Raw genomic sequence first — 20,996 nt, forward strand, 5'->3', positions numbered from 1 at the left:
CGGGGGTATTTTCTCTGACAGGAAAAGGTGTCTGAGCGCAGTGAGTTCTTTTCCCGAAGAAAAATACCCCCGCCTCCGGGCAGCCCCCAATTTTTCAGGCCCCCTGGCCCAGCCCCCGAATTATCAGGCTATTTAAGAAGCGCCATAGCCGCTTCCATCTGCGCATTCAGATCCTCTTCCTCGCTCATATCCACTTCCGGATCCAGCCCAAGCCGATCAAACGCCGAAATCGTCTTCCAGTCCACCTCAGTCCAGGGGTGATCCGTCCCCGCAATCAACTGCAGATTGGCAACCAACACCAGATCCGCATAATCCGCCGCCGGCACCTCACGATGCAGATTCGCGTATTCCAGAGGCACATTCTGCAGCTCCTTCGGAAAATCCCACTTCTGCAGAATGGTGGCGCCGATGCGAGGATGAATCTCATCAATCACATTATCCAGCATGATACTGCTGATCTGGATATCACGGTCCTCTACGTAACGCAGAATCGGCAACACCCCGATCAGGTGAACCAGCCCCGCCAGAGTGGCCTGGTCCGGTTTGAGTTTGGTGTAATGCTGCGCCAGCACATGGCACACACCCGCCACCTCGGTGCTCTTCTGCCAGGTGGCACGCAGACGCTTGTCGATCATGTCGGATGTGGCCTGGAACATCTGCTCCATGGCCAGGCCCATGGCCAGATTGCTGGTATAGGCCATGCCAAGGCGGCTGACGGCCATGTTCAGGTTTTCAATGGCACGGCTGCCACGGAACAGCGGGCTGTTGCAGACACGGATGATGCGGGCAGAAAGCGCCGTGTCGTTGCTGATGCACTTCACCAGATCAAGAATGGCGGAGTCTTCATTTTCGGCGATTTCCCGGACCTGCAACGCAACTTCGGGAAGCGTCGGGAGTACAAGTTTGTCGTTTTCAATGGCATCGGTCAGATCGGTTTTTATGGTTTCGACAATGTTCGACATGGTCAGCTGTGGTCCGCCTGTTGAATGTTGCCTGGCCGGCAGAAGAATCCGGAAAGGCCAAAATGTTCAGGTATATGAAGTACTTTATAGCAAATTCTCAGCATTCTTCCTGTCAACTTATGTATCAGACGGCCCCGTTTGTTCACGTTCTGATACCGAATAGGGCAGCGGGCGCAGGGAAAGGGTAGTGTCTGGCGCACTCTCTGGTGCCAGGCTGAGCTCCGCCGCATCATGCCGTACCACGGCAAGAAGTTCGGCGCTGCCATCAGCAAAACCGACAGAGTTGATCACCGTGCCTACCGGACGATCGCCATCCCGAACCGCTTCGCCGGGGGCAGGCAGGGTTTCGGTTTGCCCGGTCGCGAAGCGGTAAAGGCTTTTCTTGAGTTGCCCCAGAAAATGCATGCGGGCAATCACTTCCTGCCCGGTATAGCATCCCTTTTTGAAGTGAATGCCTCCCACGTGCTGCCAGTTCAGCATTTGCGGTACAAACCCTTCTTTGGTGGCCGGGGTAAGCGCCGCTACACCGGCTGCAACTTCGGAGGCATGCCAGTCGGACAGGGTAGTCTCGGGAATGTTGTTCAGCGCTTGCTGCAGCGACTTGTCCAGAGCTCCGGTCTGCCACAGCTCGTAGCGGGCCATGCCCTCAGCGGTCGTCATTGTGCGGATGAGGTGGCCACCCTGGATTGTCACTGAATCCCCTGCCGTCGCCAATCTGCCGGTGGCGTCGGGCAGCAGTTGGCTCACCGTGGAGTCGCCCATCAAACCGATTATCCGGGCGTCGGACTCCACTTCCATGGAAGTGCCACGGAAAAGCATCAGGTATTTGCGCAGATGAGCGACGGTATCGTCTGCCAGATCGACCGGTAGCTCCAGGAGTACGTCGTCGCCATCCCGTACCAGTCTGGTCAGACAGTAAGCCCGGCCTTTCGGGGTGCAGGCGGCAGCCCTCGGGGCGTGACTTTGAGTGACGTCATCAATCTGCTGGCTGAATTGCCCCTGCAGAAACTTATCGGTTCCCGGGCCGGCTACTCGCACCATAACCCGGTCGGAAATGGTAACGCGGGACGGATGAGGCAGCGGATGGCTGGCAGCCGGGTTTTCGGTGTCTGACATGGAACGCTCCGGAATCAGTGGGTTTCCTGAACATTGAGGGGTTGCTGGCCCAGGCGAAGCCATACCCGCAACTGGCGGAAGGCTTCTGGTGAGGTGTTGCAGAGCCTGGGTGTGAGCGCAACAAGAACAACAGGGTATGTGCCTGATATGGTGCCGGTACGTCGCAGTTTCAAGATGGTGAACCCCGCGCTCACCCGGCTTTCACCGGAGGGTAGCACGGCAACATCCTCGCCGGCGCCCAGGCGTGCGTATAGCTGTTGGTTTTCAACTTTCAGGCCGACCACTGCGTTCGGGCCTGACAGCAGACCGTTACGACGATACTGGTAGATGGCACCGGCGGAGGTGAGTGTGGTCAGTAGCAGCCCAGCCAGGCCATGGTCGCTGGCCAGAAGCGCCATCAGGGCGGTCAGCAACAGCCAGGGCAGGGCGCAGAGAATACCCACCGGATGGGATGGCGAGATTGGCAGGTTAATCCGGCTGGACACGTTTCAGAATGATATCGACGATGCGTTGAAGGTCCGGGTCTTCCGGGCGGCTGCGCTGCATGAACCACTCGAACATATCGTTGTCTTCGCAGGTGATCAGTTTGTGGTAGCGGGCCTGGTCTTCTGCCGGTAAGTCCCGGTAGGCCTCTTCCAGGAACGGGATCAACAATACGTCCAGCTCAAGCATGCCGCGACGGCTGTGCCACCACAGGCGGTTAAACTCGGTGTTGTCAGACATGAATGCTCTCAGTTGCCCAATGGGATCAGTTTGGACCGGCCCGGTTACGGGGACGGTCGTCTATAGGTTGTAGGAACCAGTACGGTATCTTTTGCTTCGTGGAGCAGTCCCGGAAAATCCAGTGTGTAATGCAAACCACGACTCTCCCTGCGCTGCAGGGCCGAGCAGATGATCAGGTCGGCAACGGTGACCAGGTTGCGCAATTCCAGCAGGTCATTGGACACCCGGTAATTGCTGTAGAACTCGCCGATTTCCCGCTCCAGCAGATCAATACGGTGTTTGGCGCGCTGCAGACGTTTGGTGGTACGAACGATGCCCACATAGTCCCACATGAAATGCCGCAGTTCGTCCCAGTTGTGGGAGATTACCACGTCCTCGTCGGAATCCCTCACCTGGCTTTCGTCCCAGTCGGGGGCCATTGGCGGTGGGGGGATATCCGATTCCCGCCGCGCGATATCAGCGGCAGCGGCACGGCCGTAGACCAGGCACTCCAGCAGGGAGTTGCTGGCCATGCGATTGGCACCGTGCAGTCCGGTAAACGCGGCCTCGCCAACGACATAGAGCTGGTTGATATCGGTACGGGCCCGGTCATCGCTGAGCACCCCGCCACAGGTATAGTGAGCGGCGGGTACCACCGGAATGGGTTGTCTGGTGATATCAATTCCGAAGAGCAGGCACTTTTCGTAGATGGTCGGGAAATGGTGCCTGATAAAATCAGCCGGCTTGTGGCTGATATCAAGCAGCAGATGATCTGCGCCCAGGCGTTTCATCTCATGGTCAATCGCACGGGCAACGATGTCTCTGGGGGCCAGTTCGCCCCGTTTGTCGAACCTGTCCATAAACCGGGTGCCGTCCGGCAGCAGCAGCACACCGCCTTCGCCCCGCACCGCCTCGGTAATCAGGAACGATTTGGCGTGAGGGTGGTACAGGCAGGTGGGATGAAACTGGTTGAACTCCATGTTGCCGACCCGGCAGCCCGCCCGCCACGCCATGGCGATGCCGTCCCCCGACGCGCCATCGGGGTTGGTGGTGTAGCGGTAGGCCTTGCTGGCGCCACCGGTGGCGATGATGGTAAACCGGGCCCGGAAAAGTTCAACGTGGTTATCTTCCAGGTTCAGGATATAAGCGCCTACACAGGCGTTGCCCGGTAGCGAAAGTTTGCGGTTGGTGATCAAGTCTACCGCGACCCGCCGCGACATGAGTGAAATATTGGAGCGCGCCTGGGCCTGTGACGTCAATGTTGTGGAGACCGCATGGCCAGTAGCATCAGCCGCATGGATGATGCGTCGGTGGCTGTGCCCGCCCTCCCGCGTGAGGTGATAGTGTGACTCGTCATCGCGGGTGAAGGTGACGCCGCTGTCAATCAGCCAGTCAATGCTCTCGCGGCCATGCTCCACGGTAAACCGCACGGCGTCCTCGTGGCAGAGCCCGCCCCCGGCGCTGAGGGTGTCGCTGATGTGGTTTTCCAGGGAGTCGGCGTCATCCAGTACCGCTGCAATACCGCCCTGGGCCCAGAGTGTTGCTCCGCTGCTTATGTCGCCCTTACTGACAATGGCAACCTGCAGGTGTTCGGGCAGGTTAAGCGCAGCGGTCAGTCCGGCTGCGCCGCTACCGATTATCAGAACATCGAATTCGTAGGATTGTGGCATCGGGTCGTTATCGCAGGCCATAATGTGGAGGTGTATTGAACTAAACTTTGTGCCTGCTGTCTATTTGGCCTGACGGGGTGCTCCCGGTAAAGTGGGTGCACCATAGCCTAATCGGACATCAGGCAGCAGCATGAATCCACCGAAGCAAAGGCAAGCTGACCCTACGGTCGCTCACTATGGAAATCCCGGCACTCCGTCCATGACTGCGGATACAGAACGACACAAGGAAGAAAACAGCGAAAGCCAGACAGACCTTCAGTTGGTAAGGAAGGTTCGTCATGGTGACCGGCCTGCCTTTGACCTTCTGGTGGTCAAGTACCAGTCACGGGTAGCGTCGATCATCAGTCGGTATGTGTACGACAGCCAGGAAGTGATGGACCTGACCCAGGAAACCTTCGTCAAGGCCTATCGCGCGATAGACCGCTTTCGCGGTGACAGTGCCTTTTATACCTGGCTGTACCGGATTGCGGTGAACACGGCGAAGAATTTCCTGGAGTCCCGTGGTCGCCGTCCGCAGGGGAGTGCAGACGCCGTTGAAGCCGAGAACTTTGACGACGGCTCAAGGCTGAGAGATATCGCATCACCGGAAAAACTGTTACAGCGGGACCAGTTGCAGGAAGCGCTCAGGGTGGCCATAGGCAACCTGCCGGAGGAACTCCGGTCAGCGTTTCTGCTCAGGGAGTATGACGGGCTGAGTTATGAAGATATCGCCGGTATTCTCGAGTGCCCGATTGGCACAGTCAGGTCGCGGATTTTCAGGGCGCGGGATGCGGTGGATCGTCACCTCGGCCCCTTATTAAACGATTCCCGGACATAATGAGGTTGCGTCCTATGGATGATCGTCTCAAAGAAACCCTGTCGGCAATGATGGATGATGAAGCGGATGAACTGTCTGTCCGCCGGTTATTGTCTCACGGTCGCCAGGATGAGGTTCGTTCCCAGTGGCAGCGTTGGCAGCACGTGCGTGACCTGATGCATCAGGGCAACCTGTCTGATGACCGGGTGGATGTCAGTGCCGGTGTCAGGGCAGCACTGGATGGCGGTGTGCAGAAAGCTTCCGACCCGGTAACGTTGCGCCAGAATGGCAAAGAGCGAAACTGGCACTGGCCTGCGGTTGCAATGGTAACCCTGGCATTGGCGGTGGGTTTTGGTGCCGGCGCCGGGTGGGAGTCCGTGGACAGTGCTGACTCGATCGCCAACGCCGGTATTGCGCCTGAGCAATCTGAGGGCCAGGGGGCTGATGCTATGGGTGAGCCGGTGCAGGAAGTTGCCCTGCAGGGGCTGGATGAAGAGCAATGGGAGCACGTCAGCCGCTACCTTCTGGAGCATGCCCAGCATAACAGCGTCGGGGCAGGCCGTGGCTCGGTGGGTTACGCAAGGCTGGTAAGTGCATCCGGACCGGGCTACTAGGCTTGTGATTTCATCCTGAATACAGTCGGAGTTGAATATTTGATGCGCAAAACGGGAACCGGAATCACAGCTCGACGACTGAGCCCTGGCAGGCGCTTGCTGTGCCTGTTCGCGATTCTGGCTGTTTTTCTGTCCGGCCAGGCACTCGCTGATGCTGACAGCAAAGACGCGGAATACTGGCTTGGCCGTCTGGGCCCAGCCCTGAACATGACCTCATACCGCGGTGTGTTTGTCTACGCGCGGGGTGATCAGGTAAGTTCCATGCAGATCGCCCATCGCTATCAGGACGGCGTCGTTGAAGAGCGACTTGTTCCCCAGGATGGTGCCAATGGTGAAATCGTCCGCAAGGGGATGCGTGTTGTGTGTGTGCTTCCGGATCACGGGCGCATCCAGTTGGACCAGGTGATTCCTTCCGGTCCGTTTGCAGAAGCATTTTCAAGTCAGCTCATGCCGGTCAGCCGCTGGTATCAGCCAGAGCTGGCCGGAGATGATCGCATTGCCGGATACGACGTGGTCAAGCTTGCCCTGAAGGCCAAAGATGGGCTTCGGTACAGTCACCAGTTGTGGCTGGAAAAGTCCACCGGTCTGCTGGTAAAAAGCCATGTGCGTTCATCTACAGGCAAGGTCCTTGAGCATTTCCAGTTCACCAGTCTCGAAATTACCGACAGGCTGTCGGACAGCGAATTTGTGATTCGCACCGAGGGCGATGAAATTGCCAGGGAGCTGGCGCCCAAGGCAACCGCTTCCCCGGCGCCGCGGATGGACGGCTGGACTCTGGAATGGCAGCCGGATGGATTCATCCCTGCGGCGGCGCCACGTTCCGGAAAGGGGCAGGCAGTGGCTTTTTCAGACGGTTTGGCGGCATTTTCAGTGTTCGTCGAACCGGCTCGCAAGATTGCGATGCCGACCGGGGCTTCACGCATCGGTGCAACAACCGTATATATGAAGCAGCTTGAAATTGACGGCGTGGACTTTTTTGTGACGGTGGTTGGAGAAATTCCTCCGACAACTGCCCGCAAGGTCGCTGAGTCCGTTAAAGTCGACGATACGCTGGCCTTCGGAGCTATCGGGCAATGATTACGGAAACGGGCAAGGTCGTGGCGCTCAGTGGGAACCGGGTCTGGGTGCAGACAATCCGGACCAGTGCCTGCGAGAGTTGCTCGGCGCGCAATGGCTGTGGTCAGCGGGCATTGGCCGGTGTGTCTGGCGGCCGTGCCAACCAGGTGCTGGTTACCAACAGCATGGGTGCGAGGGTTGGCGATGAAGTGACGGTCGCCATTGACGAATCTGCGCTGCTGGGCGCGTCCCTGCTCGTGTATGCGTTACCTCTCGTATTGCTGGTGCTTGGGGCTGTTGCCGGTCATCAGCTGTCAGGGGGGCTTGATGCGGTAGCCATGTTGGGTGCCGCCCTGGGGATGGCGGCGGGTTTCGTGGTCGCCCGGCGGGTGGGCTCGAACCCTGCGCGGGACTATGAACCACGGCTGGTAAAAGTCGGACAGGCTCTGTCCGACCCCGGCTGCTGAATCACTGTCTTGCTGTTGAAAATCCCGGTTTTGACCACACAATATTCTGTAAACAATCGCTGATCAGGGGGTTCTGAATGCTCAAAGTAAAGAATGACCGTGAAATGTCGTTCTGGCTCGGGGGCCGGAGGATGACAACGGTCGGTTTGTACCTTCTTTGCCTGCTGGTGCCTTTGTCGCTGGCTCAGTCTGTAGCGGCTAGCGGCTTGCCGGATTTCACTGAGCTGGTGGAAGAGAACTCCTCTGCGGTGGTCAACATCAGTACCACAACCGAACCGAAGTCCGGCGGCAGCCGGCCCCATGGGCTTCCGTTCGATGAACGCCAGCTTGAACAACTGCCTGACTTCTTCCGGGATTTCTTCGGTGGCCCCCAGTCGCCTTTCGGGGGAAGCCCGGGCGGGTCCGCCCCTCGCCAGTCCATGGGTTCAGGCTTTATTGTCTCCAGCGATGGCTATGTATTGACCAATAACCACGTTGTGGAAGGTGCGGATGAGATCATTGTGCGCCTGAACGACCGCCGTGAGTTGCCTGCCAAACTGGTGGGCACTGATCCCCGTTCAGACATGGCGGTACTGAAGATTGAAAACGGAGACGACCTACCCGTCGTTCGGGTGGGAAGCTCAAAGGACCTGAAAGTGGGCGAATGGGTGTTGGCCATCGGCTCCCCCTTCGGCTTTGATTATACGGTAACAGCCGGCATCGTCAGTGCCCTTGGCCGGTCGCTGCCGTCTGAAAACTATGTGCCCTTTATCCAGACCGATGTGGCTATCAACCCGGGGAACTCCGGGGGACCTCTGTTCAACCTGGACGGCGAGGTTGTTGGCATCAACTCGCAGATCTACACCCGCTCCGGCGGCTTTATGGGGGTCTCGTTTGCCATTCCCATTGACGATGCCATGAATGTGTTCCGGCAGATCAGGGACGATGGTTCGGTTTCCCGTGGCTGGCTTGGCGTCCTTATCCAGGAAGTGAACCGCGATCTGGCGGAGTCCTTCGGCCTGAAACGTCCGCGAGGCGCCCTGGTTGCAGAGGTTATGTCAGGTTCGCCTGCAGAAAAAGCTGGTTTGAGGGCCGGTGATATCGTCCTTGAGTACGACGGCGAGGACGTAACCCTGTCTTCCGATTTGCCGCCCATGGTGGGTCGCACTCCTATTGGCGAGACCGCCTCCCTGGAAGTGATGCGGGAAGGCAAGCAGATTACCCTGGATGTTGAAATCGGTAAGCTGCCGGAAGAAGGCCAGGAGCGTGCTTCCGCCCCGGCTACTGGCACAAACGGACCGTCATCCGCGCCACTGGGCATGACGGTTGAGCCGTTGCCGGAGGACGTCAGGGACGCACTGGGGGTTCCCGGTGGTGTGCTGGTGTCAGACATCGCCCAGGGGCCCGCAATGAATGCCGGAATTCGCCCCAATGATGTGATTACCGAGCTCAACCGCCGTTCGATCAGCTCCGTGGAGGACTTCCGGGAAGCGGTGGCGTCCCTGCCGGAAGACAGCGCGGTATCGGTGCGGGTTGTACGCCAGGGCCGTGCGATTTACCTGGTCATGAAGCCCTGATCACTCCGGCCGCTGCCCTGAGGCTGCGGTCACAAATTGGAACAGAATTGAGAGCCCGGCTGGTTGTTGGTTAAACGACAGCCAGCCGGGCTTTTGTTATAGTGGCCTAAAATAAACAGATTACTGGCCATGGATCGGACCTGCCCGAATGATGAAAAAAAAGGATCTACCCCTCCGGAAGCTGCTCCAGCCCCGTTATTCATGGGTTGCCTGGTTGCTGTTGATCGCGTGCCTGGCCGTGACCGCGTTGCTGTGGCAGGTCTCTATTCGCCTGGTTGATGATCGTACCGAAGCACGTTTCAAAACCCAGTCCCTGCAACTCAAAACCGCCATCGAAGAACGCCTGTTGAACTATGAGCAGGTATTGGCGGGCAGTGCTGGTCTGTTCGCTGTTGCCGGTGACGTCACCAGGGGGGACTGGCGGGAATATATCGACAATGTGGATATCAATCGCTATTACCCGGGCATCCAGGGCATCGGTTATGTCCGGAAGATCGGTGTCCGCCAGATGGCCGATCACATAGCATCTGTCCGGCGTGAGGGGGTTCTCAATTATCTGGTAACGCCGCTGGGCACCGGCCCGGATTACTACCCGATGGTGTATCTGGAGCCCGGTACCGAGCGAAACCGCAAGGCCCTGGGGTACGATGCGTTCAGCGATCCGGTGCACCGGCGTGCCATGATGCGCGCCAGGGATCACGGCGAACCCAAGGTGACCGGCAAGGTGGTGCTGGTACAGGAAGAAGTGGCCGAAGATCAGGCGGGCTTTCTGATGTATTACCCCGTCTATCAGGGGGGCGATGTGCCGGAAAGTCGTGGCGAGCGCCAGATGATGCTGGCGGGGTATGTCTTCAGTGCGTTCAGGATGAATCATCTGCTGGACGGTATTGTCGGCCTGATTTCTCCGTTTCTGGATGTGAAGATCTACGATGCCGGGGAGATCTCCCGGGACTCGCTGATGTACGGCTCCAATCTGGGCTCCCTGGACGAGGATTTCAGCTTTGCGATGAGCCAGACGATTAATCATGGTGGTCGGGACTGGCTGTTGCAGACCCGTTCTACGCCAGCCTTTGATTATCTGGCTTCTGACCCTCGCCCGCCTATTGTCCTCGGCTCCGGAATTCTCATCAGCCTGCTGATGTTCCTGTTTGTTCTTACCATGATTCGCAGCCGGATCATGGCGCAGATCAGCGCTGGTAGGTACCGGGCCATCACCGAAGGGGCCGCCAATGTGACTCTGGTTCTGGAGCGCTCCGGCAACCCCCGTTACGCGAGCCCGTCCAGCCGCGACATCCTTGGTTTTGACCCGGAACAGGTTTACCGCCTGGATCTCGACACCCTGGTTCACGCGGAAGACAGGCCTCAGTTAAAGGCCGGTTTTGACGAGGCGATCAAATCGCCCGGTAAACAGATGCCGGTTATCCGTGCCCGCATACGGGATTCGGAAGGTCAGTGGCGAGATATGGAGGGTACCTATACCGCCATGCTCAATGTGCCCGGGGTCGATGGTGTGGTGCTCAGTTTGCGAGACCTGACCCAGCTCAAGGCGGCCCAGTCGGAACTTCACCGGCTGGCGTTTTATGATCCGCTAACCGGCCTGGCCAACCGCCAGTTGTTCAAGGACCGCCTGAGCCACGTGGTGCGCAGAAGCCGCCGCAGCGAGGAGCCGGCTGCCCTGATGTTCCTGGATCTGGATGGCTTCAAGCGAATTAACGACACCCTGGGCCACGACTCTGGTGATGAGTTACTCAAACAGGTATCCCAGTGGCTTACCGGCTGCGTAAGGGAAGAGGATTCGGTGGCAAGGCTGGGTGGTGACGAGTTTGTTGTGCTGTTGTCGCGCATCAGCGGCCCGGACGCCGCAGGTAAGGTTGCCGAAACCATACTCCGGCGCCTGTGCCAGCGCATTCGCCTGAACGATCATGAAGTGGGCATCACCGTCAGTATCGGTATTACCATGATTCCCCACGACAGCGAAGACTCGGGCACGCTGATGAAATATGCGGACCTGGCCATGTATCGGGCCAAGGAGCTGGGGAGAAATACGTATCAGTTCTTCACCCCTGCGATGAACATCAAGGCAGCCCGGCGTCTGTTGCAGCAGGAGGAGCTGGCGACGGCACTGGATGGCGACCGCTTTGTTCTGCATTACCAGCCCAAGATTGATCTGGTGAGCGAGCGGGTCATCGGGGTTGAGGCATTCCTGCGGTGGCATCACCCGGAGAAAGGGCTGGTCAGCGCCCAGCAGTTTATCTCCCTGGCGGAGGAAACCGGGCTGATTGTCAGGCTCGGTGAGATGGCATTGCGACAGGCGTGCATCCAGGTGCAGGCGCTTGAGCGTGCCGGGTTCGAGTCACTGAAAATGGCGGTTAACCTTTCCGTGCGTCAGCTGACGGATTCCGGCTTCCTGGACATGATGCGCCAGGTGATTACCGAGACCGGCGTGTCGCCGGAGCGTCTGGAGCTTGAAATGCCGGCGGAACTGCTGAATGAGGATCCGCGGATGCTCAGGGAGCTGCTGACATCTCTCCACGATTTGGGCGTTTGCCTGATTCTGGATGATTTCGGCACAGGCTCCTGTTCGCTGGTTGCCCTTCAGCAGCTGCCGCTGGATGTGATCAAGATCGACCACCGGTTTATCCGCGACATTCCCTACAGCGTCAGCGCCACGGACGTGGCGTCGGCGGTTATTGCGCTGGCCAGAAAATTACACCTCACCGTGGTCGCCGAAGGAGTGGAAACACCGCAGCAGTTGAGTTTTCTCAAAAGCGCCGGCTGCGCCCAGTGCCAGGGCAACCTGTTCAGCTATCCGCTGGATGAGGATGCCCTCATTGGCTTCCTGATTCGGCAATATGAGCGGCCGCTGACGTCCTGATCATGGCAATGGGGGCCGGTAACCGGTAAAATCACGCCGTCGCCGGACACCGGCAACGGCCCTTCCGGGCTCAATCCTTCGTATTTTTATGAGTATTCATTGTCTGTGACTGAACTGAGCCGAATCCGAAATTTTTCGATCATCGCCCATATTGACCACGGTAAATCCACGCTGGCAGACCGTTTTATCCAGATCTGCGGCGGCCTCACGGAACGTGAAATGGCCGAGCAGGTGCTTGATTCCATGGATCTTGAGCGTGAGCGCGGCATCACCATCAAGGCCCAGAGCGTGACACTCAATTACACGGCCCGGGATGGTCAGGAATACAAACTGAACTTTATCGATACCCCCGGCCACGTGGACTTCTCCTACGAAGTGTCGCGGTCGCTCTATGCCTGCGAGGGTGCCCTTCTGGTGGTGGATGCGGGCCAGGGTGTCGAGGCGCAGTCCGTGGCCAACTGCTATACCGCCATCGAGCAGGGCCTGGAAGTGGTGCCGGTGCTGAACAAGATGGATCTCCCGCAGGCTGAGCCGGAACGGGTCGCCCAGGAAATCGAGGACATCATCGGTATTGCCGCCACCGAGGCGGTCCGCTGCAGTGCCAAGAGCGGCATTGGTGTGGAAGACGTTCTGGAAGACCTGATTGCCAAGATTCCGCCACCGAAGGGCGACCGCAGTGCGCCGCTGCAGGCGCTGATTATAGACTCCTGGTTTGATAACTACCTGGGTGTGGTTTCCCTGGTTCGGGTGACCGAAGGCACTTTGAAAAAGGGCGACAAGATTGTCCTGAAGTCCACCGGCAAGGCCTGGAATGCCGACAAGGTGGGCATTTTTAACCCCAAGCCCAAGGATACGGATATTCTGGAAGCCGGGGACGTCGGCTTTGTAGTCGCCGGGATCAAGGACATTCATGGTGCGCCGGTAGGCGACACCATTGTGCAGCAGAAAGGGTCGGACGATATCCCGATGTTGCCGGGTTTCAAGAAAGTGAAGCCCCAGGTTTACGCCGGGTTGTTTCCGGTCAGCGCGGACGACTACAACGATTTCCGTGATGCGCTGGAAAAACTGACGCTGAACGATGCCTCGCTGTTTTTCGAGCCTGAAAGCTCGGATGCCCTCGGCTTCGGTTTCCGTTGTGGCTTCCTCGGCATGCTCCACATGGAGATTGTCCAGGAGCGTCTGGAGCGTGAATACGACATCGATCTGATTACCACGGCACCGACAGTAATCTATGAAGTCGTTACCAAACAGGGTGAGACCCTGTCGGTAGACAATCCCTCCAGCCTGCCGGATATTGGTTCCATTGAGGAAATGCGTGAGCCGATTGTGGAAGCCAGCATTCTGGTGCCTCAGGAACATCTGGGTAATGTCATCAAACTGTGTGAGGAAAAACGCGGCATCCAGAAAAACATGCACTTCATGTCAACCCAGGTGCAGGTGACTTACGAGTTGCCGATGGCGGAAGTGGTTCTCGACTTTTTCGACCGCATCAAGTCGGCCAGTCGCGGCTTTGCCTCACTCGATTACCACTTTGTGCGTTTCCAGACCGCTAACCTGGTGAGACTGGACGTGCTGATTAACGCCGAGCGCGTGGATGCTCTGGCGCTGATTGTGCACAAGGACCAGGCCCACTATAAGGGTCGCGCCCTGGTCGAGAAAATGAAAGAGCTGATTCCCCGGCAGATGTTTGATATTGCCATTCAGGCCGCGATCGGCAATCAGGTGGTCTCCAGGGTAACCGTTAAGGCGCTGCGTAAGAACGTAACGGCCAAGTGTTACGGTGGTGACGTCAGCCGGAAGAAGAAACTGCTGCAGAAGCAGAAAGAAGGTAAAAAACGCATGAAGCAGCTGGGTAATGTTGAGGTGCCTCAGGAAGCGTTCCTTGCCGTACTGAAAGTGGATAACTAAAAGGCACCTGAATGGATATTGATTTTCCCCTGGTTCTGGTAGTTCTGACGTTTGTAACGGGGCTGATCTGGCTGTTGGACATACTCTTCCTGCGCAAGCGCCGGCTGGCAGCGGCAGGAATGGCGCCAGGTGAAGGCCGGGCAGAGGAAGAACCAAAAGAGCCCTATCTTGTGGATCTCAGCCGCTCCTTCTTTCCGGTGCTGGCTGTAGTGCTTGTTTTGCGATCGTTTCTGGTGGAGCCGTTCCAGATTCCTTCCGGTTCCATGCTGCCCACCCTGGAGGTGGGAGACTTTATCCTGGTGAACAAATACGCCTATGGACTGCGGTTGCCCGTGGCGGGCACGAAGATACTGGAAGTGGACGACCCCGAGCGCGGTGATGTCATCGTATTCCGGTATCCGGAAGATGGCAGTACCAATTACATCAAGCGGGTTGTTGGTATGCCCGGTGATCGCATTCGCTACCAGGATCGTGAGTTGTTCATCAACGGTGAAAAAGTCGAGTCCCGCTTTGTGGCGAGATTGCCGCCCGTAGAGTTGTGGCGCGAAACGCTCGGCGATACCCAGCACGATGTGTTCCTGACCCTGGGGCGGACAGGCCGTTCCGGAGAAGGCGAGTGGCTGGTGCCGGAAGGCGAGTACTTCGTGATGGGTGACAACCGGGATAACAGTAATGACAGTCGCTATTGGGGCACGGTTCCTGATGAGCTGGTTGTGGGTAAGGCATTTGCGATCTGGATGCACTGGCAATCGCTGACCAGTCTGCCATCCTTTGATCGTGTGGGCGGCATAGAATAAGTGCGTAGTCATTCAGGGGTGTCTCTATAATGAAGAAAAACAGTCTCTCATCCATGCGAAAGCAGTCCGGTGCTTCGGCACTGGTGATCATGATCATGGTGCTCTTTTTCGGTGGCCTGCTTACACTGGTGATCAAACTGGGGCCCGCTTACCTGGATGACATCACCATTCAGGAAGCACTGGAAAGTCTTGACGGGACCGAGGACCTCTCCACTATGGGGCCTGCCCAGGTAAGAAGTCTCATCAACAAGCGTTTGAGCGTCAACAATGTAAGAGGCTTTGACGCCAAGAACATCACCGTTGAGAAAAACGGCGAGTTTGTGGTGATCAATGTGGATTATGAAGTCCGCAACAACCTCTTCCGTAACGTGGATACGGTTATCCACTTCCAACACGAGTACGAGATGAAGGGCAAGTGAGTTCACAACCGGATCTGGAACAGCTGCAGCGACGTATCGGTTATCAGTTCAACTCTCCCGAGCGTCTGCTGCTGGCGCTTACCCATCGCAGCTATGGCAACCAGAACAATGAGCGCCTGGAGTTTCTGGGCGATTCCATTGTCAACATGGTCATAGCGGAGCATCTTTACCTGCACTTTGAGAAGGCCCGGGAAGGGCAGCTGAGCCGTCTGCGGGCCCGTATGGTCAAGGGTGTTACCCTGGCGGAAATCGGCCGTGAATTCGAGCTGGGAAAATACCTCCGGCTGGGCTCCGGGGAGCTCAAAAGCGGTGGTTTCCGCCGCGAATCCATCCTTGCAGACGCTGTGGAGTCCATCATTGGCGCTATTTACCTGGACAGCGACTTTCATACCTGCCGGGAGCAGGTGTTACGCTGGTTCGAGCTGCGCCTGAAGCAACTGGATCTGCAGGACACTCAGAAAGATCCGAAAACCCGGCTGCAGGAATATCTGCAGTCACGACAATTTCCGCTGCCGCTCTATGACGTCATTTCCGTGGATGGTGAAGCCCACGCCCAGACGTTCCATGTTTCCTGTGCCATGCCATCACTGGACCGGAAAACCACCGGTACCGGCAACAGCCGACGAATTGCCGAGCAGCAGGCCGCCCGCAACGCCCTGAAACAATTGGGTGTGGAGAATGATTGATGAATGATGTTACCCGTCCGGAGAATCCGGACAGCCGTTGTGGTTTCGTGGCGATTGTTGGCCGTCCCAATGTGGGCAAGTCCACGCTGCTGAACCATATTCTGGGCCAGAAGCTGAGCATTACCTCCCGCAAACCCCAGACCACGCGTCATCAGGTTCTGGGGATCAAGACCGAAGGCCCGGTTCAGGCTATTTACGTGGATACACCGGGTATGCACGAGGAAGAGCCTCGCGCCATCAACCGGTACATGAACAAGGCCGCCACGTCGGCATTGAAGGGTGTTGACGTGGCGGTGTTCGTGGTTGACCAGATGGCCTGGACCACCGCCGACGAAATGGTGCTGGAAAAACTCAGCAGCCTGAAGTGTCCGGTGATTCTGGCAGTGAACAAGGTCGACCGGATCGAGAATCGGGAGGCCCTGTTGCCGCATCTGGACATGCTGTCCCGGAAACGGGACTTTGCCGAAATGATCCCGCTGTCTGCCCTGAAGGGCATGAATCTGGAGCCGCTGGAGGAAGCGGTAGGGCGTTTCCTGCCACAAAGCGTTCATTTCTACCCGGATGACCAGATTACCGACCGCAGTGAACGGTTTATGGCCTCGGAGATGGTGCGGGAGAAAATCACCCGGCAACTGGGCGCCGAGCTGCCGTATTCCGTGGCCGTCGAGATTGAGGAATTCCGCAAGGACGGCAAGACCCTGCACATATCGGCGCTGATTCTGGTGGAGCGCGAAGGCCAGAAGAAAATCATGATCGGTGACAAGGGCGAGCGCCTGCGCCGTATTGGCCAGGAAGCCCGGGCTGACATGGAGCGCCTTTTCGACAGCAAGGTCATGCTGAGGCTATGGGTCAAGGTCAAACGTGGCTGGGCCGACAGCGAACGGGCACTCAAAAGTCTTGGTATGAACGACTTCTGAGGCGTCTATGACGGGGCCAATACAGCAGGAGCCCGCTTACGTCCTCCACCGCCGGCCATGGCGCGAAACCAGTCTGATGGTGGATATTTTCTCTCTCAATGCGGGCCGGTTAACCATTATTGCCCGTGGTGGCAACAGCGCAAAAAGCCCTCTGAAGGCACAGCTTCAGCCCTTCCAGCCGTTGCTGCTGGACTGGACAGGCCGCAGTGAGCTGAAGACCCTCACTCAGGCGGAAGTGCGTGGCGGGCCCGCGCTCAAGCGCACCCTGTCGCTGTACAGCGGGCTCTATGTGAATGAATTGTTGCAACGCCTGCTGCCACTGGCAGATCCCCACCCCCGTCTCTTTGCTTCCTATATCGACGTCATTGCCGAGCTGTCAGAAGCCAGTGATGTCGAGCCGGTTCTACGACGATTTGAACAGTCCTTTGCAGCAGAGCTGGGCTATGACTTTGCCTGGGATCTGGCTACCGACACCGGGTTTGCGGTCGAGGCGGGTGAGTATTATTGCTATGATCCCGAGCAGGGGATTCTGGCCACGCCGTCGGTTGGTGCCAGGCTTCAGAACCTTCCCGGCGCCACGCTGCTGGCGCTCGCTTCCGGGGATCTGGAATCAACAGAATGTCGGCGTATTGCCAAGCGGGTAACCCGGGTACTGGTGGACTACCTTCTGCAGGGCCGGCCCCTCAACAGCCGAAGCCTGTTCAGTCATCATCGAGGAGATCGTAATGAACCCTAGCCCAACGAACCCCAGAGTGCTGCTGGGCGTCAATATCGACCATGTGGCAACACTGCGCCAGGCCAGGGGCACCCGCTATCCTGATCCGGTTCAGGCGGCCATACTGGCGGAAGAGGCCGGGGCTGATGGCATTACCATTCATCCCCGGGAGGACCGCCGACATATCCAGGATCGGGATGTACTGCTGCTCAAGGAAATACTGACCACCAAGATGAACCTGGAAATGGCGGTTACGGACGCCATGCTGGCCTTTGCTGAACAGGTGCGCCCGGAATGCGTATGCCTGGTGCCGGAAAAGCGCGAAGAGCTGACCACGGAGGGCGGGCTCGATGTGGACGGCCAGGAAGCCCGTGTCGCCAAGGCTTGCGAGCGGTTGGCAAGGATCGGCACAGAGGTGTCCCTGTTCATTGACCCGGACATTGCACAGATCGATGCCGCTGTCCGGTGCGGTGCGCCGGTGGTGGAGCTCCACACGGGCGAATATGCCGAAGCTGCTACGCCAGACGCTGAAAATGCCGCATTTGATACCCTGTTGACTGCGGTTGAGCATGCCCGGAAAAAGGGCCTGATTGTGAATGCCGGTCATGGCCTTCACTACCATAATACCGAACGCGTTGCGGCCATCGGCGGCATCAACGAGCTGAACATTGGCCATGCCATCATTGCGAGGGCTGTTTTCACTGGTCTGAAAGAAGCGGTCAGGGACATGAAGGCCATCCTGGGAAGCGCCCGCGGCTAAGCGGGCGCCTCACACACTTCAATCGGCAGTAGCCTGCTGATTTTGCTGGCGGAAAAGTTGCTGCCAGTCGGTCTGTTCACTCCAGGTTTGCAGGCGCTCCATGGCAACGAGCAACTGGTCTTTCTGGTATTCTGCATCCGGTGAGGCGCATTTCAACGCCGTTTCCAACTGGTTGGCGGCGCCTCGCAGTTCCGGTACTCCGCAGTATCGGGTGGCGCCGTGCAGTTTATGCACGCACTCCAGTAATTCTTCCCGCTCACCGTTTTCCCAGAGTCTGTTCACCCGGTCCAGGTCGGCGCGAATCTGCTCAACCAGCATGCTGAACAATTCCTCTGCCAGGTCTGCTTTGCCGGCAGCCAACTGGATGCTCTCGGCGATGCTGACGCAATCCGGCTGTTTCTTGCGGGTGGAGGGGCGCAGTGCCCGGCGGGTATCGCGAACCTCCGGTACAGGCAGATACCCGGTCGCGGATTCTGCATCGCAGCTATACCCGGTGTAGTCGTAGATAATGTCGATCAACTGGCTGTTACTGATCGGCTTGGCAAGATATCCGTCGAATCCCTGGCGCGAGAGCCGGTCCTGCTCTTCGGCCAGTGCATGGGCCGTGAGGGCAATGATACGGGTGCGATGGCTGTTGCCATCAAGGCCGCGCAGTCTTTCAGTGGTCTCGACACCATCCATTCCCGGCATCTGCAGGTCCATGAAAACCAGATCAAACGGCTTCTGCCGTGCCTTGCTGAGGGCTTCGAAACCACTGCTGGCACCCTCGGCTTCAATCCGGCAATCGTGTAACAGGGTCAGCACCAGTTTCAGGTTGGCATCGTTATCGTCCACGGCCAGCACCCGCGGTACCCGGCCAGACTGTTGGGCTGTCGCCCGTGCCTCGGCCGGCACCGGAAGCTGTCGCTGTCTGCTGCTTATACCGTGTACCAGTAACAACAGCTCATCGTAGAGGGAGTCACGGCATACCGGCTTGGTAAGGTGGCCGCTGGCCAGGCCGGAGAGCGGTGTGTCATGTGTATCCAGCGTCGGGGTCAGCAAAAGAGTGCGGCAGTCTCTCTCCAGTTCCAGGGTCCGTACCAGCGAGCAGTACTGGCTGGAGTTAAGCAGATGCCGGGTGATGCCGAGAAGGGCAATGGCGTAACCGGATTGTGCTTTCTGGGCCTCCTCGATCTGCTCCTGCATGGCGCCTGGCGAGGCAACCCGGTCCACCGTCATGCCCCATTCCCGCAGCAGGTGTTCTACTGCCAGACCAGTGGTTTTCTGTTGCTCCAGATAGATAACCCGCTCGCCGCGCAGGGCATCTTTCGGTGCGATAGCCTCTCCGGTGGAGGACAACTCCGATGTCAGGGTAAACCAGAAGGTGGAGCCCTTGCCGAGCTCGCTTTCCAGGCCAATCTTGCCGCCCATTTCCTCGACCAGGCGCTTGGATATGGCGAGTCCAAGACCGGTGCCACCATACTGCCGGGCGGTGGAGGCGTCCGCCTGGCTGAAGGCATTGAACAGGGACTGCTGCTGGGCCCGGGAAAGGCCAACGCCGGAGTCGGTAATGCTCAGTCTCAGGGTCATCCGGTTACCTTCCTTGTCTTCTTCCTCCAGGCTGGCCCGTAAAACCACTTCACCGGTCTGGGTGAACTTGATGGCGTTGTTGACCAGATTGGTGATCACCTGCTTCACCCGCAGCGGGTCACCCATGATGTTGTCCGGTACATCGTTGTAAACCAGTGATACCAGGTCCAGATTCTTGCCATGGGCCGCCGGAGCCAGCATGACCATGACTTCCTCGACAATGTCACGGAGCTGGAACGGAATGCGGTCGAGAATCAGTTTGCCGGCCTCGATTTTGGAGAAATCGAGAATATCGTTGATGATCGTCAGCAGGATTTCCGACGACTTGCGGATGGTGCTCAGGTGGTCCCGCTGCTGACGGGGCAGGGGGCTTTTCAGCAGCAGTTCGGTAAAGCCGATAATGCCGTTCAGGGGCGTGCGGATCTCGTGGGACATGTTGGCCAGGAATTCCGATTTTATGCGGCTGGCTTCAAGCGCTTCCTTGCGGGCAAAATCCAGTTCGATGTTCTGGATTTCGATGGTCTCCAGGGTTTCGCGCAGATCTTCCGTGGCCTGGTCAATGTTTTGCTGCATCTCGGCCTGGGCGTTGCTCAGTTCCCCGGCCATGGCGTTCAGGCCGGATTCCAGTTGCTCGAATTCCGGGCCGGCCCCGGTGTAGACACGGGTGTCCAGCTTGCCTTCCTTCAGCCGGGCAACGGCTTCGTTGAGTTCGAACACCGGGTCTGTAAAGGCGCGGCTCAGGCGCAGTGCAATCACCAGGCTGAGGAGGACCCCTCCCAATACCAACAGCAGAGAAATCAGCAGGGCCTTGTAGGTTTCCTTCTCGGTGCGAACATGTGACATCTCCACCGTGACCCAGCCAATCGGCTCCTTGTTGTCATTCGCTGCATCGGGACGGGAATCCGGGGACAGCATGCTTTCAATCATCAGATCCTGCAGGTAAACCGGAGTGACAAATAGCGTGCTGTCCGGTCTGCTGATCTGCTTGGCTTCGTCGCCGGTCAGGGCTTCCTTGCCGACGTCATCCGAGCTGCCAGGGCCGGTGTGGAGCAGCCGGCTATGCTCACTGTCGAAGAAGGTGATGGAACGAACGTCCTGCTCTTCCAGCAGGGCGTTGGAAAGGCTGCTCAGGAGGCTGCGATTGGCAGTGAAAAGGCCATACTCCGACCCGGCAGACAGTTGCCGCGAAAGGGATTCGCCACGATCCTTGAGCAGGTTTTCAATATTGTTGACCCAGCTGTAGGTAAAGAAAAGCCCCAGCATCAGGGTGGTCAGAAGGGTGGGGACGAGCGTCACCACAAGTACTTTTTTGCGTATGCCCCAGCGCCGCATAGTGTGTTCCCGATTGACTTCGCCGGCCGGATATCCGGCATTCTTCCCTGTCAGAATAGATGATTCCAACCAGTCTGGC

19 protein-coding genes are annotated in these 20,996 nt (G+C 58.0%); 13 read left to right on the forward strand and 6 right to left on the reverse strand.

All coding sequences use genetic code 11. From position 1 onward, the window contains the following. Window positions 1–128: 128 nt before the first annotated feature. The 5 genes from QPL94_RS13970 to nadB all read right to left on the reverse strand — a co-directional run bounded on the left by QPL94_RS13970 (window position 129) and on the right by nadB (window position 4,450). Complete coding sequence (locus QPL94_RS13970) at window positions 129–962, reverse strand: HDOD domain-containing protein (protein ID WP_285358178.1); 834 nt, start codon at window positions 960–962, stop codon at window positions 129–131. 117 nt (window positions 963–1,079) lie between these two features. Beyond that, window positions 1,080–2,078 carry a CAF17-like 4Fe-4S cluster assembly/insertion protein YgfZ gene (ygfZ, locus tag QPL94_RS13975; protein WP_285358179.1) on the reverse strand — a complete coding sequence of 333 codons (999 nt, stop codon included), beginning with the start codon at window positions 2,076–2,078 and terminating at the stop codon, window positions 1,080–1,082. A gap of 14 nt (window positions 2,079–2,092) precedes the next feature. Then, a complete protein-coding gene (locus QPL94_RS13980) occupies window positions 2,093–2,563 on the reverse strand; it encodes a hypothetical protein (protein ID WP_285358181.1) in 471 nt (156 codons plus the stop codon). Further along, window positions 2,547–2,801, reverse strand: coding sequence for an FAD assembly factor SdhE (locus tag QPL94_RS13985; protein WP_285358183.1), 255 nt, complete (start codon window positions 2,799–2,801; stop codon window positions 2,547–2,549). The genes QPL94_RS13980 and QPL94_RS13985 overlap by 17 nt, the downstream gene beginning before the upstream one ends. Before the next feature lie 44 nt (window positions 2,802–2,845). Beyond that, the gene (gene nadB, locus QPL94_RS13990; protein WP_285358185.1) at window positions 2,846–4,450 is read right to left on the reverse strand and encodes an L-aspartate oxidase; all 1,605 of its coding nucleotides are present in this window, start codon (window positions 4,448–4,450) and stop codon (window positions 2,846–2,848) included. A gap of 199 nt (window positions 4,451–4,649) precedes the next feature. Between nadB and rpoE the strand changes: the two genes are divergently transcribed. The 13 genes from rpoE (at window position 4,650) to pdxJ (ending at window position 18,016) form a co-directional block, all read left to right on the forward strand. Continuing rightward, a complete protein-coding gene (gene rpoE, locus QPL94_RS13995) occupies window positions 4,650–5,267 on the forward strand; it encodes an RNA polymerase sigma factor RpoE (protein WP_285358186.1) in 618 nt (205 codons plus the stop codon). Between the two features lie 14 nt (window positions 5,268–5,281). Further along, window positions 5,282–5,860: a sigma-E factor negative regulatory protein gene (locus tag QPL94_RS14000; RefSeq protein ID WP_285358187.1), complete on the forward strand. Its 579-nt coding sequence runs from the start codon at window positions 5,282–5,284 to the stop codon at window positions 5,858–5,860. A 42-nt stretch (window positions 5,861–5,902) separates the two neighbouring features. After that, window positions 5,903–6,937, forward strand: a complete 1,035-nt coding sequence (locus QPL94_RS14005; protein WP_285358188.1) for a MucB/RseB C-terminal domain-containing protein — start codon at window positions 5,903–5,905, stop codon at window positions 6,935–6,937. Beyond that, window positions 6,934–7,383, forward strand: a complete 450-nt coding sequence (locus QPL94_RS14010) for a SoxR reducing system RseC family protein (RefSeq protein ID WP_285358189.1) — start codon at window positions 6,934–6,936, stop codon at window positions 7,381–7,383. The genes QPL94_RS14005 and QPL94_RS14010 overlap by 4 nt, the downstream gene beginning before the upstream one ends. A gap of 131 nt (window positions 7,384–7,514) precedes the next feature. After that, complete coding sequence (locus tag QPL94_RS14015; RefSeq protein ID WP_285358716.1) at window positions 7,515–8,939, forward strand: DegQ family serine endoprotease; 1,425 nt, start codon at window positions 7,515–7,517, stop codon at window positions 8,937–8,939. Between the two features lie 148 nt (window positions 8,940–9,087). Beyond that, complete coding sequence (locus QPL94_RS14020) at window positions 9,088–11,814, forward strand: bifunctional diguanylate cyclase/phosphodiesterase (protein ID WP_285358191.1); 2,727 nt, start codon at window positions 9,088–9,090, stop codon at window positions 11,812–11,814. A 105-nt stretch (window positions 11,815–11,919) separates the two neighbouring features. Continuing rightward, on the forward strand, window positions 11,920–13,722 hold the full coding sequence (gene lepA / locus QPL94_RS14025) for a translation elongation factor 4 (RefSeq protein ID WP_137437546.1): 1,803 nt from the start codon (window positions 11,920–11,922) through the stop codon (window positions 13,720–13,722). Window positions 13,723–13,733: 11 nt separating this feature from the next. Continuing rightward, entirely contained in the window at window positions 13,734–14,519 is a 786-nt protein-coding gene (gene lepB / locus QPL94_RS14030; protein ID WP_285358194.1) for a signal peptidase I, read from the forward strand. Window positions 14,520–14,548: 29 nt separating this feature from the next. Then, a complete protein-coding gene (locus QPL94_RS14035; protein ID WP_285358196.1) occupies window positions 14,549–14,938 on the forward strand; it encodes a DUF4845 domain-containing protein in 390 nt (129 codons plus the stop codon). After that, window positions 14,935–15,624: a ribonuclease III gene (gene rnc / locus QPL94_RS14040; RefSeq protein ID WP_285358197.1), complete on the forward strand. Its 690-nt coding sequence runs from the start codon at window positions 14,935–14,937 to the stop codon at window positions 15,622–15,624. The genes QPL94_RS14035 and rnc overlap by 4 nt, the downstream gene beginning before the upstream one ends. Then, window positions 15,624–16,541, forward strand: coding sequence for a GTPase Era (gene era, locus QPL94_RS14045; protein ID WP_285358199.1), 918 nt, complete (start codon window positions 15,624–15,626; stop codon window positions 16,539–16,541). The genes rnc and era overlap by 1 nt, the downstream gene beginning before the upstream one ends. Window positions 16,542–16,548: 7 nt before the next feature. Further along, the gene (gene recO, locus QPL94_RS14050) at window positions 16,549–17,277 is read left to right on the forward strand and encodes a DNA repair protein RecO (RefSeq protein ID WP_285358201.1); all 729 of its coding nucleotides are present in this window, start codon (window positions 16,549–16,551) and stop codon (window positions 17,275–17,277) included. Continuing rightward, window positions 17,267–18,016 (forward strand): pyridoxine 5'-phosphate synthase, encoded by a 750-nt coding sequence (gene pdxJ, locus QPL94_RS14055; RefSeq protein ID WP_285358202.1) that lies wholly within the window; start codon window positions 17,267–17,269, stop codon window positions 18,014–18,016. Before recO ends, pdxJ begins: the two co-directional genes overlap by 11 nt. Window positions 18,017–18,034: 18 nt before the next feature. Here the strand turns inward: pdxJ and QPL94_RS14060 are convergent, their stop codons facing one another. Then, complete coding sequence (locus QPL94_RS14060) at window positions 18,035–20,917, reverse strand: ATP-binding protein (RefSeq protein ID WP_285358203.1); 2,883 nt, start codon at window positions 20,915–20,917, stop codon at window positions 18,035–18,037. Window positions 20,918–20,996: the final 79 nt, after the last annotated feature.

The organism is Marinobacter sp. SS13-12 (assembly GCF_030227115.1).
Classification (GTDB): Bacteria; Pseudomonadota; Gammaproteobacteria; order Pseudomonadales; family Oleiphilaceae; genus Marinobacter.